The organism is Arsukibacterium sp. MJ3 (genome assembly GCF_000987765.1).
Taxonomy (GTDB): Bacteria; Pseudomonadota; Gammaproteobacteria; order Enterobacterales; family Alteromonadaceae; genus Alishewanella.
On sequence record NZ_LAHP01000003.1, the window covers coordinates 140,304 to 155,334 of the forward strand.

Annotated in this window: 12 protein-coding genes; 6 read left to right on the forward strand and 6 right to left on the reverse strand. The window is 46.0% G+C overall.

Going from position 1 to position 15,031, the window contains the following annotated elements:
- Nucleotides 1-13: 13 nt before the first annotated feature.
- From VT06_RS03520 to fabB, 4 genes are all read right to left on the reverse strand, one after another.
- Entirely contained in the window at nucleotides 14-2,416 is a 2,403-nt protein-coding gene (locus VT06_RS03520; RefSeq protein ID WP_046552883.1) for a FimV/HubP family polar landmark protein, read from the reverse strand.
- Between the two features lie 193 nt (nucleotides 2,417-2,609).
- Nucleotides 2,610-3,629, reverse strand: a complete 1,020-nt coding sequence (locus VT06_RS03525; protein WP_046552884.1) for an aspartate-semialdehyde dehydrogenase — start codon at nucleotides 3,627-3,629, stop codon at nucleotides 2,610-2,612.
- Between the two features lie 12 nt (nucleotides 3,630-3,641).
- Nucleotides 3,642-4,760 carry a 4-phosphoerythronate dehydrogenase gene (locus tag VT06_RS03530; RefSeq protein ID WP_235357351.1) on the reverse strand — a complete coding sequence of 373 codons (1,119 nt, stop codon included), beginning with the start codon at nucleotides 4,758-4,760 and terminating at the stop codon, nucleotides 3,642-3,644.
- A gap of 106 nt (nucleotides 4,761-4,866) precedes the next feature.
- On the reverse strand, nucleotides 4,867-6,081 hold the full coding sequence (gene fabB, locus VT06_RS03535) for a beta-ketoacyl-ACP synthase I (protein WP_046552886.1): 1,215 nt from the start codon (nucleotides 6,079-6,081) through the stop codon (nucleotides 4,867-4,869).
- Nucleotides 6,082-6,247: 166 nt separating this feature from the next.
- On the opposite strand from fabB, the gene mnmC reads away from it, so the two are divergent.
- Complete coding sequence (gene mnmC, locus VT06_RS03540; protein ID WP_046552975.1) at nucleotides 6,248-8,140, forward strand: bifunctional tRNA (5-methylaminomethyl-2-thiouridine)(34)-methyltransferase MnmD/FAD-dependent 5-carboxymethylaminomethyl-2-thiouridine(34) oxidoreductase MnmC; 1,893 nt, start codon at nucleotides 6,248-6,250, stop codon at nucleotides 8,138-8,140.
- Between the two features lie 121 nt (nucleotides 8,141-8,261).
- Nucleotides 8,262-8,591 carry a hypothetical protein gene (locus VT06_RS03545; RefSeq protein WP_046552887.1) on the forward strand — a complete coding sequence of 110 codons (330 nt, stop codon included), beginning with the start codon at nucleotides 8,262-8,264 and terminating at the stop codon, nucleotides 8,589-8,591.
- A 53-nt stretch (nucleotides 8,592-8,644) separates the two neighbouring features.
- Here VT06_RS03545 and VT06_RS03550 read toward each other — a convergent pair whose 3' ends face one another.
- Nucleotides 8,645-9,529: an OmpA family protein gene (locus tag VT06_RS03550; protein ID WP_200897896.1), complete on the reverse strand. Its 885-nt coding sequence runs from the start codon at nucleotides 9,527-9,529 to the stop codon at nucleotides 8,645-8,647.
- 168 nt (nucleotides 9,530-9,697) lie between these two features.
- Between VT06_RS03550 and rnt the strand changes: the two genes are divergently transcribed.
- Nucleotides 9,698-10,333 (forward strand): ribonuclease T, encoded by a 636-nt coding sequence (gene rnt, locus VT06_RS03555; protein WP_046552889.1) that lies wholly within the window; start codon nucleotides 9,698-9,700, stop codon nucleotides 10,331-10,333.
- 50 nt (nucleotides 10,334-10,383) lie between these two features.
- On the opposite strand, the gene grxD is transcribed toward rnt, so the two are convergent.
- The gene (gene grxD / locus VT06_RS03560; RefSeq protein ID WP_046552890.1) at nucleotides 10,384-10,734 is read right to left on the reverse strand and encodes a Grx4 family monothiol glutaredoxin; all 351 of its coding nucleotides are present in this window, start codon (nucleotides 10,732-10,734) and stop codon (nucleotides 10,384-10,386) included.
- Between the two features lie 243 nt (nucleotides 10,735-10,977).
- On the opposite strand from grxD, the gene sodB reads away from it, so the two are divergent.
- From sodB to VT06_RS03575, 3 genes are all read left to right on the forward strand, one after another.
- A complete protein-coding gene (gene sodB / locus VT06_RS03565) occupies nucleotides 10,978-11,562 on the forward strand; it encodes a superoxide dismutase [Fe] (protein ID WP_046552891.1) in 585 nt (194 codons plus the stop codon).
- A 262-nt stretch (nucleotides 11,563-11,824) separates the two neighbouring features.
- Nucleotides 11,825-13,747: a PrkA family serine protein kinase gene (locus VT06_RS03570; RefSeq protein WP_046552892.1), complete on the forward strand. Its 1,923-nt coding sequence runs from the start codon at nucleotides 11,825-11,827 to the stop codon at nucleotides 13,745-13,747.
- A gap of 13 nt (nucleotides 13,748-13,760) precedes the next feature.
- Nucleotides 13,761-15,026: a YeaH/YhbH family protein gene (locus VT06_RS03575; RefSeq protein WP_046552893.1), complete on the forward strand. Its 1,266-nt coding sequence runs from the start codon at nucleotides 13,761-13,763 to the stop codon at nucleotides 15,024-15,026.
- Nucleotides 15,027-15,031: the final 5 nt, after the last annotated feature.

Consider the following 15,031-nt stretch of genomic DNA (forward strand, 5'->3'; position numbering starts at 1 on the left):
ACCTTAGCGTAAGTTAGTCGAGGGTTTTTTGCAGCGTTTGAGCTTCTGTTTTCACATGTTCCGGGGCGTCAGAATCGAGAATGTCAGCAATAATGTGTTCAGCACTATCCTTATCATCAATTTCAATATAAGCACGTACTAAGTCCAGTTTAGCGGCAAAACCATTATCTTCTGCATCAACATCTTGTGGGTTATCATTGCTTATTACATCAGCAAATTCATCCAGGCCAACATCAACATTTAGTTGTTCAAACCGGCCATCGTCTTCCTGCAGCTGCTCGCTATTGGCCAGCAAATTGTCAATTTCAACAAAATCATCATCCGACAATGTCGCTATTTCAGTGTCGACTAAGGCCGGGGTAAATACTGAATCAACATCTAGGCTTAATGCTTCACTGTCACTGGCGGTGGTCTGTGCCATCGCTTCTAATTCAGTCAGTAAACTGTCAAACTGGCTATCTTCTAACGTGGCTAAATTCTGGTCTTCGTCATTAATATTATCGTCATTCAGTTCCAGCTCTGGATAGCTTTCCAGCATCTTACTGGGGTTTTCTACCGAAAGTGCGGCTTCTGACGGTTTTGTCACTGAGTCATCTTCACTGCTTTGTAAGTCTGGTCCATCACTATTAGCGACATCACCAGAATCATCGACAATTTCATCATCGACATCCCCATTATCAACCGTCTCGTTATCCACTTGTTGTAATAATTCATCCAGCTCAGCGGTCAGTAATTCTGAGGCCAGCTCGTCAGTGTCGGTTTCAGAGTCAACAGATTTAAGCGCCGTATTTTGCTCACCATTTTCCAGCGCCAATGCTTCGGCAAAAGCATCAAGTTCAGTTCGATCAAAACTTTCATCGTCAACCAGGCCGGATATCTGACTGTCAGTTAACGTCTCACTAACCACATCATTGCTCAGAATGTCACTATCGTCTGCCGTTTCTACCAGGAAATGCTCATCTTCACTAATGTCATGGGCAGTAGCTTGCTCTGTTGCCACTACCGTACCGTTATCACTCAGCTCATCCGGAATGTCTAACTCAATTTCTTCTAAAAGTTCATCAGATCCATCGTCCAAATCAACGGTGAAAGCTTCCTCAACTACGGTGTCTTCGTCTGCTTGATCTTCACCAAACTCAATAATGGTGTCATCATCGTCTTCCGCTGCCAGCAACGCATTTAAATCACTATCAGATAAAATATTGTTGGCATCAAACTCAGCCTGGCCGGCATTATCGGACAAGTCAGGTACATCAAGGGCGTCGGCCAGTAAATCGTCTTCTAAACTTGTTGCGGCAGCATTCTTCGCCAGCAGGCTATCATCATCCAGCAAAATATCGTCTGCTAACAAATCGTCATCGCCAAAGTCTGACAAACTATCATCCAGCATATTGTTGCTGGCAAAGTCGCCATTGTCAGAAAAAGCATCGTCCAATAAGCTCTCATCAATATCAAACAAGCCGCTATCATCTAAATCGTTGCTCTCATCAAGTGGCGGTAGCGGTGATGTATAATTCGCCGGCGGCACAGCATCACTATTGGCCGCCAAAACCGCAGCTTCAGTTTGCTGACCACGGCGTTTCAGCCACAATACTAATCCAAACAGAATTAATAAAGCCGGTATTGATGCGGCTAATATCCAGGTGATAGGATTATTAAACATACCCGAGCCCGACTCTTGCTCAGCGGCTAATAACGCCGCTGCCGCTGCTGCTTGTTGTTCCTGAGCTTGCTGAGCGGCCAAAATATCAGCTTGCTGCTGCAACAACGTAGTCAACTGTTGTTGTAAAATGCTGTCTTCGCCTAATTGCTGTTGCAGCGCCAGCAAGTCTGTTTGTACCTGAGACAAGGTAGCTTTTAACGCATTATTTTCTCTGGCAATGGCTTCAATCATCAGTAACGAATTACCGAATTGATCTTTAAGTTCGGTCAACTGTTGTAATTGCGCTGGCGTTACCGGCGCCACCTTTGGCGCCGTTTTAGTATTGCCGGACTCTGCACTGGCGCTGCTAGCAGGTTTAGTGCGGGCAGCCCATGCCCGATCGTCAGAATCAGACTTAGCACGAGCGACATTAATATCGATGCCGCGAATTTCGCGCAAGTCAGGCAGCAACAACGTTGCTCCGGGACGCAGATGATTAAGATTATTGTCAATAAAAGCAGTAGGGTTTTTTAAATAAATAGCATACATAACCTGATAGGTACTGACCGTGGCACCCTCAGGTTTTACTTGTTCAGCAATTCGCCATAAGGTATCCGTGGAACTTAATGGTCCAAGCTGGCGTTGCATTAGCGAGGTATCAGAACTTTTCGGGCCGCGAAGCTGAGTAGACGAGGGTTCAGCCGCCAGCGCAACACCCGCCAGTAGCGTCGAAAAATTGACAATCAATAAAAATGACAAAAGACGCAGCGACATTAACTATCCTTACCCAGGCAACTTAAGCTTATTACGCTTTTCAAATATTAAAAACCAATGCAAGCATTGTTCCACAATTATTGTGAGAATAACGACTAATTGCAGAATATAAAACAGTTACTACCTTGTTACCAGCATAAACCCTAAGGAGTAAAAAGGCTCCATCAGGAGCCTTTTATTATTAGTCGAGGTGTTACAAGTAGTCGCGAATAAGGTGTTCAGCAATTTGAATGCTGTTGGTCGCAGCGCCTTTACGAATATTATCGGCCACCACCCATAAGTTTAGGCCATTTTCATGTGAAATATCCTGCCGCACCCGGCCAACAAATACCTCATCTTTACCTGCAGCACTGCATACCTGAGTGGGAAAATCCTCATTGTCTTCCAACAACACCACACCGGGTGCTACTGCTAACAAGGCTTTTGCTTCTTCAACACTTATCGGCATCCGGGTTTCAATATGCACTGCTTCAGCATGCCCATAAAATACCGGTACCCGCACCGCAGTAGCATTAACTGAAATGTTGCTATCGGCGAAGATTTTCTGGGTTTCCCAGTGCATTTTCATTTCTTCTTTGGTGTAACCGTTGTCCATAAAAACATCAATTTGCGGGATCACATTAAAGGCAATTTGCCGGGCAAACTGCCCTTCACCTTCTAACGGCCGGCCATTCATCAGCTGCACAGTTTCCTGCGCTAACGCATCGACTGCTGACTGGCCGGCACCACTGACAGACTGATAAGTAGCAACATTAATCCGACTGATACCTACCGCGTCATAAATGGGCTTTAACGCCACCAGCATCTGAATGGTTGAGCAATTGGGGTTAGCAATAATATTGCGATTACGAAAATCTGCTATAGCCGCCGCATTAACCTCGGGTACTACTAGCGGAATGTCAGCCTCGTAACGATAGTGCGAGGTATTATCAATCACCACGCAACCTGCATCGGCTGCTTTAGGTGCATAAATTGCCGACACACTGCCGCCCGCTGAAAAAAAACCAATCTGAGCCTGGCTCCAGTCAAAGGTATCCGCATCAAGTACGGTAATTTTCTTACCTTTAAAGGTCACCGTACCACCAGCAGAACGGCTGCTAGCCAGCGGAAACAATTGCGCTACCGGGAAATCACGTTGCTCCAGGATATCGATTAAATGTTGCCCCACTAATCCGGTCGCGCCTAAAATCGCGACATTGTATTGCGCTGTCATACCTAAACCCCTTTATTCCTGACTCGTAAAGCCTAACTGCGCCATCCATGCTGGCAGCTTAGCGCCAGCAAGTTGCAACGAACTAAATTCCCGCCGTGGCGGATATGACTTTCGTAACCAGTCAAACCCTTCACCCTGGATATGATAACGAAACAAGGCATCATCACGGCGCACATCATATAACAATCGCGCCAAATTTTGGACATCTGGAAGCCCAAAATCTGCAGATAATTGCACTTTAGTTACTGCAGACACGGGCAGTAATGCTGCTAAGTGTTGCTCCGGTGTCACCGCAAGCAACTGGCAAAGTCGCTGATATAGCATAGCGGTGCCCCGCGCCTTCCCCTCAATGCTGTGGCCAGCAATGTGCGCAGTAGCAATATCCAGATAAGGTAATAATGCCTGCAGTATATCGGGTTCTTGCTCCCAGACATCTAATACCACAGGCCGCGGTTGAAACTGCAGAGCATGTAACAATGCCTGATTATCAATAACAGCACCACGCGAAGCATTAACAAGCGCACAGTCTGCTTTAAGCAGGCTGAGGGTATCCTTGTTAAGTAAGTGCCAGCTGGCCATGGGCCCGGTTTTTGTCATTGGGGTATGAAAGCTAATAATATCGGCTTGACGGCAAAGCTGGTTAAACGGCGTATGCTTAAAATTGCGCTCAGTCTCTGCCCGCAGCGGATCGCATAATAATACGTTGATATTAAGTGCTGCTGCGGCCTCGGCTAGTCGTTGACCAATATTGCCTACGCCAACAATCCCCAATATTTTGTTACTAAGCTGCCACTGATATTTTTCAGCCAGATACCACAGCACGCTCAATACGTATTCAACAACCGACTGGGCATTGCAACCCGTGGCCGAGCTGAAGCTAATATTGCGGCTGGCTAAATAGCCCTGATCAATATGCTCCATGCCAATGGTCGCGGTGCCGATAAATTTTAATACCTTGTTTGGCTTTAGCAGCGCTGCATTAACCGGCGTAACCGAGCGCACCAACAATACTTCGGCATCAGCTACTTGCTCTGGACTGACCGTACGGCCATTAAACAAGGTTACTTCGCCAAGGTGAGCAAAAAACTCAGCCACCAAAGGCATATTTTCATCAGCGTATATTTTCATCATCGGGTTTAAATCGCGTTAAGCTGCTCTAATACAGCGGCAGTCTAGCAAAAAAACAAAAGGCCAGGCGAATTATCGCATGGCCTTTATTTAGTATAACCGCTATGGCTTATGGCTTAAAACGCTGCATCACCAGGGTAGCATTAGTGCCACCAAAACCAAAACTGTTAGACATAATCGTGTTTAGGGTCGCTGGCTGCGCCTGGCGCACAATATTTAAACCTGCTGCCGCGTCATCCAGTTCGCTGATATTAATAGAAGGGGCAATAAAATTATGCTTCATCATTAATAACGAATAAATTGCCTCGTGCACACCCGCAGCACCTAGGGCATGACCAGTCATCGCTTTGGTGGCACTTATCGCCGGTGATTTACCGGCAAACACCTGTTGAATAGCGGCTAACTCTTTAACGTCACCCACCGGAGTACTAGTGCCATGGGTATTAACGTAGTCAACCGGCGCGTCAACACCTTGCATGGCCATTTCCATACAACGTACGGCACCTTCACCACTTGGCGCGACCATATCGTAACCATCTGACGTAGCGCCATAACCGACTATTTCAGCATAAATAGTCGCGCCACGCGCCAGCGCGTGTTCTAACTCTTCAACTACCAGTATGCCGCCACCGCCGCTAATAACAAAACCATCGCGCTGGGCATCATAAGTACGTGATGCCTGCTCAGGTGTGTCGTTGTAACGGCTGGACAATGCGCCCATGGCATCAAACTCCATTGCCAGGGTCCAATGTACTTCTTCACCACCACCGGCAAACACAATGTCTTGTTTACCCAGCTGAATAAGCTCTACCGCATGACCAATACAATGAGCGCTAGTGGCACAAGCAGAACTGATTGAATAATTAACCCCTTTAATTTTAAAAGGAGTGGCCAGACAAGCAGAACAGGTGCTGGACATGGTTTTTGGCACCGCGTAAGGGCCAACGCGTTTTACACCTTTTTCCCGTAAAGTATCGGCGGCTTCAATCTGGGTTTTCGACGATGCACCACCGGAACCAACCACTAACCCAATACGTGGATCAGAAATCTGTTCAACCGTTAAACCTGCATCTGCTATCGCTTCTTGCATCGCAATATAAGCGTAAGCCGCCGCGTCGCCCATAAAGCGCAATGCTTTACGATCAATATGCTCAGCCGGGTTTAATTTGATATTGCCCCACACTTGTGAGCGCAAGCCATATTCGACAAACTCAGCTGAAGCAGTAATACCTGAACGACCTGCTTTTAATGACTCCAGTACTTCAGCTTGATTATTGCCAATACTAGACACGATACCCATACCGGTAATAACGGCTCTTTTCATGCTTTCTCCCTTTTCTGCTTACTGGCAGAAGATAATATTCAAATTGCTGGCTATTGTACGGACTTTGCCGTTAAAACTGGTCAGCTTTCAGCGCACAGCTGTACTTTTTTTAATTTTGCGTCAGCTTAGGGTAAACTACAAGCCGATTTTCCTGCCGGATAACACCATGCAACCGCTTAGTAATGCCAATATGCACTTTAACCAACAAGGCACCCCTTTTGCCACTGATTTTAATGACATCTATTTTTCAAATGACGGTGGCCTGGCCGAAACCGATTACGTATTTTTGCAGCAAAACGATTTACCACAACGTTGGCACAACCATCCACTGCCGCATTTTCACATTATAGAAACAGGTTTTGGTACTGGTAGCAATTTTTTATTAACCTGGCACCGTTTCCGTCAGTTTTGTCAGCAACAGCCTGGCGCAACGTGCCGAAAATTATACTTTTCCAGCGTTGAAAAATTCCCACTTAGCCGGGCCGATTTAAGCAAGGCGTTGCACGCACACCCAGAACTTAAAGAGTTAGGCCTGCTATTACTGGCACAGTACCCACCGGCTATTGCCGGCTGCCACCGTTTACCGTTTGACAATGGCCAGGTGATATTAGATTTATGGTTAGGTGATGCCAATGCGCTATTGCCACAAATACCAGATAATAATCAAGCAGATGCGTTTTTTCTTGATGGCTTTGCACCTGACAAAAACCCGGATATGTGGCAACCTTCTTTATTTGAGCAGATGGCCCGTCTTAGCCATCCGCACACCACAGCGGCTACGTTTACCTGCGCCGGCTTGGTTAAGCGAGGCCTGAAGGATAGTGGCTTCAGTATTAAAAAAGTAAAAGGCTTTGGTCCTAAGCGGGAAATGCTAACAGCCAGATTTACTGCGCCAATAACCAGTAGTGCGGCGCACAAACTGCCCGAGAAAGTCTGCATTGTAGGGGGTGGCATTGCCTCGCTTTGTCTGGCATTGCAATTAGTTGATAAAGGCATCCCCACCCAATTACTCTGCGCTGATGCTCAGGTAGCGCAAGGCGCCTCGCATAATTTGCAAGGCGCCGTATATCCAAACTTACACCCGACCATTACCCTGGCCAGCCTGCTGCATTGTCAGGCCTTTTATTTTGCCCGACACTTCTATCAGCAACTGGCTTCGCGCGGTTGCAACTTCGCTATGCAGTGGTGTGGGGTGCTGCATCTGGCCAGTAACCCGGCACTGGTGAGCCGTCAGCAAAAAATTATCGAACAGGCAAACTGGCCAGTAGAATTAGTGCAGCCGCTAACGGCTGATGAGGCCAGTAAAGTGGCTGGTGTAACACTAAGCCAAAGCGGCATTTTTTTGCCGCAGGCTGGCTGGCTCAGTCCACAGCAATTTTGTCAGGCGGCATTGGCGTTACTGCAACAATCAGAGTTGTTCAGTGCACATTTTAATTATCCGGTAAGCAGCTTCAATTACCAGCAACAGCAGTGGCACATTAACAGCACAACGTCTGAACATACTCAGCCACTAACCAGCCCTTGTTTGGTGTTGGCAAACGGTGCTGATCTTACCCGCTTTACGGTCACTGCCAGCATACCGGTAAACCGGGTACGTGGTCAGGTAAGTCATGTTCGCAGCAACACTATGGCATCGCTTAATACAGTATTGTGTCATAAAGGCTACATTACGCCTCAACTACAGGGCTGCCACGCTGTTGGTGCTACCTTTGACCGCGACGCTGACAGTGCCTTTATCAGTGGCGTTGACGACGAGGAGAATCTGGCGTTAGTAAACAGCCAATTACAACAACCTGACTGGTTTGCCGATGCCGAGGTTATTGACGCCCGGGCAGCCTTTCGCGCAACGGTACCAGATCGTCTGCCTTTAATGGGCGCACCAGAAAATAGCCAGGGGCTTTATGTACTAGGCGGCTTTGGTGCCAGAGGTGTGCTGCTGGCACCGTTACTGGCAGAAACATTAGCTTGCCATATTAGCGGCCAGCCACTGCCCATGACCAGCAGCAACCTGCAGGCTATTGCAGCCCACCGTTTTAGCAAAAGCGCCACCACAACGTGAAAATTTGCAGGTCTTATTATTGCAGCAGGTCGTGCAACAGACTGCTGTTTCTGCTGGTCAACACCCGCTAAAATTTGCTATGGTTACAACTCATTACCGCCCTGCATAAAAGGATAATAAAATGCGCTATGTAGCAATATTAGCGGCTTCGGCCTGGTTAGCTCTGGTGCCAGTAAACGCGTCAGCTGACAGTTTTTATCAAGTACCTGTTGCTGCCGATGCCCGTGAATTTGCCAGACTAGAAAACAAGCTACCGGCTGTGCTTAGCTATTTTAGCCAACAATCAATGCCAGAATTACACGCTTTTTACCGCCAACAACTGGGGGAACCGAACAGCAGTGCCGTTGTGCATGGCCGCTTAAATTTGTATTACCAGGTTAATCAGCAGCAAGTCAGAATTTTAATATCAGAGCAAAATGACTGGCGCCAAATTGATATTATGGTGCAATAAGGTTGGACTCAGGCAGGAATTAGCCTGCCACTGCGCGTTACATAAACGCTAATTTAAGGTTTGGCCATTTGTAAAACTACCCGTCGGTTTACGGCACGGCCCAGCCCGGTCTGGTTTGACGCAACATGACGGCGTTCGCCAAAGCCATCGACCTGCACCTTATCTTCGGCTACACCGGCTTGCGTTAAAAAGAGTTTAATCTTTTCTGCCCGCTTTACCGATAATTGTTCATTCATCCAGCGGCCACCATAACTGTCGGTGTAACCCTGTAGTTCTATCGCCTCAATATCAGTATCATGTTGTAAATAACGGGCAATCTGCTCCAGACGCCGCTGTGATTCACGCGTTAACTGATCACTACCCGACTCATAGCTCAGCACAGTAAAAGCAATATCCGTAAAACTGTAGGGCAACAGCTCAGCAACACATTGGCTAAAAGCATAGTATCCTGGGGCAAACTGCACCGGATTAAGAACCGCAGCAACGTTATCGTAAGGGCTATGCCAGTCAGCATAATAAAAGGTAGGGCTAAAACCCTGCTCCAGCTCGGTTAGCAGGGTCCAGGCTGTTTTTTTAGGTAGTTCACCGTTAAATTGTTTTAATAAAGCCATGCTTGCCAGATTTTTACCCGGCTCACCAGGTCGCCAGGCCGGCGGCATAGATAATACTTCAGCCAGACTATAGACATCAGGTAGCCTTAACATTTGCAATTCAAAATTAAGATTAAGCGCTTTACCAGCACGGCTTTGAAAAACCGCATTGCCAAAATGGGGGATACTGTGTTCTAACTGACAGATTAACGGCGTTGCGGCAGTTAACTGCCATTGCGACTGTTCAATGTTGGCAGAATATTGACGCAACTGCATAGAGGCAGCGTGAGAAGCGCTTACTGTCAGCGTTATCGCTAACGCCATAATAGATAAAACATAATGAGGCATTTACTCTCCCATATATCAAAAATACTTAAGACCATCGCCAGCAAGCCGCGTGTTGGCAGAAATAATTTAGCCAGTAACTTAAGTTTAATAAGCAAACACTGTGCCGAATGCAAGACGGTAGTCTTTTTTTTTGGCATAATGCGCCTTGAATTTTTTGATGGTTAGCTTATGACTGAAAAAACATCGCTACTGGCTCAACGATTTCGTGGCTACTATCCGGTCGTCATCGACGTTGAAACCGCAGGCTTTAATGCCCAAACTGACGCCTTACTTGAAATTGCGGTAAACCTGTTGCAGATGGATGAAGAAGGTCAGCTAAGTCCGGGAGAAACCCTGCACTTTCATGTTGAACCCTTTGAAGGGGCTAATTTAAATGCCAGCTCTCTGGCATTTAATGGTATTGACCCGTTTAATCCATTGCGAGGCGCAGTACCAGAGCGGGAAGCCCTGACCGAAATTTGTAAGGCCGTGCGCAAAGCGCAAAAAGCAGCAGGTTGTCAACGTACGGTAATAGTTGCGCATAACTCGGCTTTTGATCAGGGTTTTGTCAATGCAGCCATTGCCCGTACCAATTATAAGCGGTCACCTTTTCATGCCTTTGTGTCATTCGATACCACCAGTCTGGCGGCGTTGGCACTAGGCCAAACTGTGTTGGCCAAAGCGTGTCAACAAGCAGGCATTGCTTTTGATAACAAAGAAGCGCATAGCGCGTTGTATGATACCGAGCGCACCGCTGAATTATTTTGTTATATCATCAACAAATGGCAAGACTTAGGGGGCTGGCCAATGGTCGCCACAGACTAAAATAGGGAGCGCAGCTCCCTATTTTATTTGCGTGCGGTGCCTAGTAATAACTACTTTGCGTCAACTTCAGCATCTGGAACAGCATTTTTAGCAGTAGCGTCTTTGATTAACGGCTGTAATTCACCGCGTTGAAACATTTCCAAGATAATGTCACAACCACCGACTAACTCACCATCAACCCATAATTGCGGAAAAGTGGGCCAATTAGCATATTTAGGTAATTCAGCACGTATATCCGGGTGCTGTAAAATATCGACAAACGCAAACTGTTCACCACAGGCAATCAGTGCTTGCGACGCCTGAGCCGAAAAACCACAGCTTGGGAACTTAGGTGAACCCTTCATAAATAACAAAATAGTGTTATCAGTAATTTGCTGCTTAATTTTATCCAACGTCTCCATTTTCACCTCGACAGAAACTTAATGATTAATGCCATTTTACGCTTATCTTTACTAACTGCCACTTGAGTTTTATAAAAAAAACCCAACATCAATTCTAACTTTCGAATAATCTCTGGTTGAGTTAACGAACCAGCTTAGCCTGCTAAGCGTAAAAATTGACACTGCTTTAAACTTGAGTATTTTAGTCAGGTTTTGTAGTCTACGCGATGCAGACATCTTTCACAACGATAATGGAGCACAACCATGGCTTTTGAATTACCCGCACTACCTTACCCAAAAGACGCTTTGGCCCCGCATATTTCAGCAGAAACATTGGAATATCACTATGGCAAGCATCACAATACCTATGTAGTAAAACTTAACGGCTTAGTTGAAGGTACGCCTTTTGCAAGCAAGTCTTTAGAAGAGATTATCCGCAGCTCTGAAGGTGGTGTGTTTAACAATGCTGCTCAGGTGTGGAATCATACTTTCTACTGGCACTGTTTATCACCCGATGGCGGCGGCGAACCACGTGGCGCATTAGCTGACGCTATCAATGCCAAATGGGGCTCATTTGCTGATTTTAAAACCGCATTCAACGACAAAGCGGTGAATAATTTTGGTTCAAGCTGGACCTGGTTAGTTAAAAAAGCTGATGGAAGTTTAGATATTGTTAATACCAGTAACGCTGCTACGCCAATTCAGGATGCGGCAGTTACTCCGGTAATGACAGTAGACTTGTGGGAACATGCTTACTACATCGATTATCGCAACGCCCGCCCAACATACCTTGATGCTTTTTGGGCATTGGTTAACTGGAAATTTGCCACTGATAACTTTGCTAAGTAACCACACAGAGCATTGTTACCAGCATTAAAAATACCCGGCCTTGGTCGGGTATTTTTTTTACCCACTTACCCACTTACTAATGACGTCCACACTACTTTACATTAACAAACCAGCAGCAGTAAACTTTGTCAGACTTTGTTACGTAGCAAGTTACAAGTGATTAATTTTGGTAAATTAGACAAGCAAAGTTGATTTTTACTGACTAACCTTAACAGTAGCAGCAGCGAAATAAGATTTTTACAAGTAATGGCTGGAGGTGCATATGAGTATTTTTGAGCACTACAAATCACGATATGAGGCCACCCGGGAAGAAGAATATAGCATTCAGGAGTTTCTAACTCTTTGCAAAGATGATAAAAGTTGCTACGCCACCGCAGCTGAAAGGCTGCTGATGTCTATTGGCGAACCCGCGCTGATTGACACCGCGCAAGATCCAAAATTAAGCCGGTTATTTTCAAACAGAGTTATTGCCCGCTATCCAGCATTTTCTGAATTTTATGGTATGGAAGATGCCATAGAGCAAATAGTGTCTTATTTAAAACATTCAGCTCAGGGCCTGGAAGAGCGTAAACAAATTTTATATTTGTTAGGCCCGGTAGGTGGTGGTAAATCATCATTGGCGGAAAAGCTCAAACATTTAATGCAACAAATTCCTATTTACTATTTAAAAGGCTCACCGGTCTGCGACCAGCCATTGTCATTGTTCGATGCCAACGAAGATGGCCGCCTGTTACAGCAGGAATATGGTATTCCCCCTCGTTATTTGCGCAACATTTTATCGCCTTGGGCCACTAAAAGGCTGCACGAATACAATGGTGATATTAGCCAGTTCAGGGTAGTGAAAAAATATCCCTCTATTCTCGATCAAATAGCTATCGCAAAAACTGAACCGGGCGATGAAAACAATCAGGATATTGCAGCATTGGTGGGTAAAGTCGATATTCGCAAGCTAGAGTATTTTGCCCAGAACGACCCGGATGCTTACAGCTACTCGGGTGCGCTGTGTCGTGCTAATCAGGGCTTGATGGAGTTTGTTGAAATGTTTAAAGCACCGATTAAGGTGCTGCACCCATTACTGACGGCGACGCAAGAAGGCAACTACAATGGTACTGAAGGCCTGGCAGCGTTGCCATTTGATGGCATTATACTGGCGCATAGTAACGAGTCAGAATGGCAAACCTTTCGTAATAATAAGAATAACGAAGCCTTTCTCGACCGGGTGTATATTGTCAAAGTTCCGTATTGCTTACGGGTAAACGAAGAAAAGAAAATTTATCAAAAACTGTTGGAGCACAGTGAGTTACATGCCGCACCTTGCGCGCCAGGCATGCTAACCTCGCTGGCACAATTTGCCGTGTTATCGCGGCTTAAGCAGCCGGATAACTCCAGTCTTTATTCAAAAATGCGCGTTTACGATGGTGAAAGCTTAAAAGATACCGATCCGAAAGCCAAGTCGTATCAAGAGTACCGCGACTATGCCGGAGTTGACGAAGGTATGACAGGCTTATCTACCCGTTTTGCCTTTAAAATTCTGTCGCGGGTATTTAATTTTGACAATACCGAGGTGGCAGCTAATCCGGTACATTTATTTTATGTGCTGGAGCAGCAAATTGAACGCGAACAATTTGCTACCGACGTCGCTGAGCGTTATCTGGAACATTTAAAAGGCTACTTGATACCCAAGTATGTTGAATTTATTGGCAAGGAAATTCAAACCGCTTATCTGGAATCCTATTCAGAGTATGGTCAAAACATTTTTGACCGCTACGTCGTTTATGCTGACTTTTGGATCCAGGATCAAGAATACCGCGATCCGGAAACAGGCCAACTGTTCGACCGTGCCGCATTAAATGCTGAACTTGAAAAAATAGAAAAGCCCGCCGGGATCAGCAATCCTAAAGATTACCGCAATGAAATTGTCAATTTTGTACTTCGCGCTAAAGCGAAAAACAACGGTAAAAATCCGCTGTGGACCAGTTATGAAAAGCTTCGCACGGTAATTGAAAAGAAAATGTTTTCCAGTACCGAAGAGTTACTGCCGGTTATTTCTTTTAATGCCAAAACGTCTACAGACGATCAAAAAAAGCACGATGATTTCGTAAACAGGATGATGGAAAAAGGCTATACCCGTAAGCAAGTCAGGTTGCTGTCGGAATGGTATCTGCGGGTTCGCAAGTCACAATAACGCCGGAGGCAGTATGGCGCACTTTATTGACCGTCGACTCAATGGTAAAAACAAAAGTGCTGTTAATCGGCAGCGCTTTATTAAACGTTATAAGCAGCAAATAAAAAAAGCAGTCGCCGACGCCATAAGCGAACGTAGTGTTACCGATATCAGCAGTGGTGAAAACGTTACTATTCCGAGCAAAGATATCACTGAGCCGTTTTTTCATCAGGGCAAAGGCGGTAAACGCCAGATTATTCACCCGGGCAATGATCAATTTAGTGAAGGTGATCGCCTTCCCCGGCCAGCGGGTGGTGCTGCCGGCAGCGGCAAAGGTGATGCCAATGCTGATGGCGACGGTAGCGATGATTTTGTATTTGCGATTTCTAAAGACGAGTATCTGGACTTGCTGTTTGAAGATTTAGCACTGCCCAATCTGCAAAAAAATCAACTTGATAAACTAGTACACTATAAAAATGTCAGGGCGGGTTTTCGTGCCGATGGCGTGCCGAGCAATATCGATATTGTTCGTTCTCTGCGGGGCTCACTTGCGCGGCGCGTCGCCATGACCGCGGGTAAGAAGAGGGCTTTAGCCGAACTCGAGCATCAGCTACACGCACTGGATTTGGAACCGGTGCCAGAGCCACAACAACGGCTGCAGTTGCTGGAACAGATTGCGGTTTTAAATACCAGGATCGCAGCGGTGCCGTTTATAGACAGCGTTGATTTACGCTTTCGCCATTTTCAGAAAAAACCTGAACCAACCAGCAAAGCAGTGATGTTTTGTTTAATGGACGTGTCCGGTTCGATGGATCAACCCACCAAAGATATGGCAAAACGTTTTTATATTCTATTGTATTTATTTTTAAGCCGCAGCTATAACAATGTTGAGGTGGTCTATATACGACATCATACCCAGGCAAAAGAAGTTGATGAACAGGAGTTTTTTTACTCGCAGGAAACTGGCGGCACTATTGTTTCATCAGCCTTAAAACTAACGCATGACATTATTACGAAACGCTATGACCCCAGCCAGTGGAATATCTATGCTGCTCAGGCCTCCGATGGTGACAACTGGACCGATGATAGTGCCCCCTGTGCCACCTTACTGGCCAACACGCTGCTGCCCCTAGTGCGTTACTATGCTTACATTGAAATAACCCCCAGAGACCATCAAAGCCTGTGGCACGAGTACGAAAAGCTACTCAGCCAATATGACAACATAGCGATTGAGCACATTAAGGATTTGGCCGATATTTATCCGGTCTTTCGGCAGCTTTTTAAAAAACAGGCGGCATAAGGAGT